This is a genomic window from Desulfosarcina sp., assembly GCF_041551955.1.
In the GTDB taxonomy this organism is placed as follows: Bacteria; Desulfobacterota; Desulfobacteria; order Desulfobacterales; family Desulfosarcinaceae; genus Desulfosarcina.
The window spans coordinates 1-2,741 of sequence record NZ_JBFELV010000564.1; the positions used below are offsets into that span (position 1 = coordinate 1).

Consider the following 2,741-nt stretch of genomic DNA (forward strand, 5'->3'; position numbering starts at 1 on the left):
AAGGGCCGGGCTGGCTAGAGGGCGTAGAAGGACGCAAAGGAGGGGTAGGGGAGACCTGTGGTATGTTATTGTAATATTATACGATTTAAATTACGGGTAGCATGGTCGTTCATAGCAGTAATCACAAGGGCATTTAGGCGTGTGATTTGTTTTTGCTACATGGGATAAAACTTGCCTTGGCTTGAATTTTAGATAACATTGCCAAAAATCATAGATACATACCAATCACATGCTGTGGTTTATCCCTTGACAATATATGATTTTTTTCAAATACATATCTGAACATGGTAAAATTACATAATTTTTCAAATTAAATATTAAATTATGGATAATGATTCCTGTAAACCATTGTCGGTTTCTTCCGCGCCTAACGCGCTGACCGAGCGTATCAAGGAGTTGAACTGCCTGTACGGCATTTCCAACCTTTTTGAAAACCAGGATGTGTCCCTGCCATGGATCATGCAGCGTGCCGTTGAATTGATTCCGGCGGCCTGGCAGTATCCCGAGAACGCTTGTGCGCGGATCGTGTTGGACGGCCAGGAATACCAATCCAAGCATTTCAAGATGACACGCTGGCATCAGAATACGCCAATCGTACTAAACGGCAATCATGTCGGCGACGTGGACGTCTACTATATTCATAAACCGCCGGTGTGCGATGGCGGACCGTTTCTGGAGGAAGAAGATCGCCTGTTGAGAGCGATTGGCGAGCGCTTGAGTAAGGTATTGTGGCTAAAGCGCTCTGAAGAAGCGCTGAAAGAAAGTGAATCGCGTTATCGGGTACTGACTGAGCAGGTCGCCGAAGGCGTCTCCCTGGTGCAGGATCATCGATTTTATTACGTCAATCCGGCCTTTTGTCGATTATTCAACATCTCTTCGGCCGAGGACATGCACGATGAACCCGTACACCATCCCCCAGGGGATGATGCAGGCGATATATCCAGACTCTTCAGATCAATCGGTGAAGGCACGCTTGAGGCCAAGTTCGAAGAAGTTCACCAGCTTACCCGATCCGAAAAGACGTTTTGGATCCAGGTCTGTCACAGTCCAATCACTTTCCAGGGCCGACCGGCGCTGCTGTCAACGTTCAAGGATATCACTGAAATCAAAGAGCAACAGATGGCCGCCCAACGCATGGCCGATCTTTTGGACAGTGAGAACCGCCTGTTGCGGTCGTCCTTGAAAGAACGCTATCGGCTCGGCGAAATCCTTGGCCGATCGCCGGCCATGCAGGAAGTTTACGAGTTGATTTTAAAGGCGGCCGCAACGGATGCCAGTGTGGCCATATATGGTGAATCCGGTTCCGGCAAAGAATTGGTGGCCCACGCCATCCATGACCACAGCGACAGGAAAAAAGAACGGTTTGTCGCGGTGAACTGTGGTGCGATCCAGGAGACCCTGTTCGAACGAGAATTTTTCGGCCACCGCAAAGGATCGTTTTCCGGCGCCCACGCGGATTCGCCGGGCTATCTGGATATGGCCGATGGCGGTACGCTGTTTCTTGACGAAGTCAGCGAATTAACCGTCAACATGCAGGCCAAGCTATTGAGAGCAATCGACGGCGGAGGATACCGGCCAGTCGGCGGTATCGAGACCCATCTGGCTGATTTCCGGATTATATCGGCATCCAACACTGCCTTGGACGACAAGGTCAGCAGCGGCCACATGCGCAATGATTTTTTTTACCGAATCCAGGTAATCCAGATTCAATTGCCACCGTTGCGCCACCGTAAACAGGATATTCCCCTGCTGGTTGAACACTTTTTACGCAAAATGAAAGGGCCTTCCGGACCGACAAACATACCCGGCCGTACCATGGATACACTGATCGAGTATGACTGGCCCGGAAACGTCCGCGAATTGCGTAATGTCCTGCAGCGCTATGTAACCCTTGGACACCTTGATTTTCTTTCACCCGATCCGAAATTTGCAACGGCACGGATCCCGGCCGAACTCAATCTTCGTGATGCCACCCAACAATTGGAGCAGGCCCTCATCTCAAAAGCCTTGCGCCAGGCAGGCGGTAACCGCACCCAGGCAGCCTCCCTGCTGGGAATATCGCGCAGAGCACTTTTTCGGAAAATGTCCCCTTCATAAGTGCCAGATTCGCCCACCATGGGCGTATTCGCCCGCACTCAAAATGCTAAATTAAAACTGCATGTTAAATCTTTTTTAGTTGATTTAAGCGGGCGGTTATTTCCCATCCTTTTTTTTGGCAATCCCTGCCGTTTTCCAAATTCATCATTCATATCAGTGGGTTAAACAATATATCAATTCTGGCACCGTCATTGCTCTATAACGCCGTCAGTAATCAGTTCATCAATAAAACCGTCAAATTAACGAAAAGGAGTAAATCAATGAAACAAGATCCTTTTGGTAACCTCACGGATTGGGGACCGGTTCTTGACACCTTCGATGAATTGGCCGACAGCGGTAGATTGGCAGAGTGTCAGCCGGGGTTGATTCGGATCCTCCGATTCAAGGGCAACTGGCGACTGCGCGAAGAGGTGCTCAAGCGTGTCGGAGAGATCCAAACCCCGTCCAGGGAAATGGTCCTCCAGGTCCTTGCCATACTGGCAGACGATAACACCTACTACGATGCCCGGATCATTGCAGGCGATGCACTGGTTCAACTGTTAAAAAATGGGCCAGCCGATTCTCATGAGGAATTAACCTCGGCGGCAAAAAAATTGGTCGACAAGCTAAAAAGCACACCACAGCCGCCTTTTTTCGATGAAGCC

General features: G+C 49.7%; 2 protein-coding genes. Both read left to right on the forward strand.

All coding sequences use genetic code 11. The features are described 5' to 3' along the window. The first annotated feature begins 348 nt into the window (after positions 1-348). The gene (locus tag ABYV26_RS24170) at positions 349-2,097 is read left to right on the forward strand and encodes a sigma-54 interaction domain-containing protein (protein WP_372683908.1); all 1,749 of its coding nucleotides are present in this window, start codon (positions 349-351) and stop codon (positions 2,095-2,097) included. Between the two features lie 260 nt (positions 2,098-2,357). After that, positions 2,358-2,741: hypothetical protein (locus tag ABYV26_RS24175; RefSeq protein WP_372683909.1), on the forward strand; the 384-nt coding region annotated here is incomplete at its 3' end.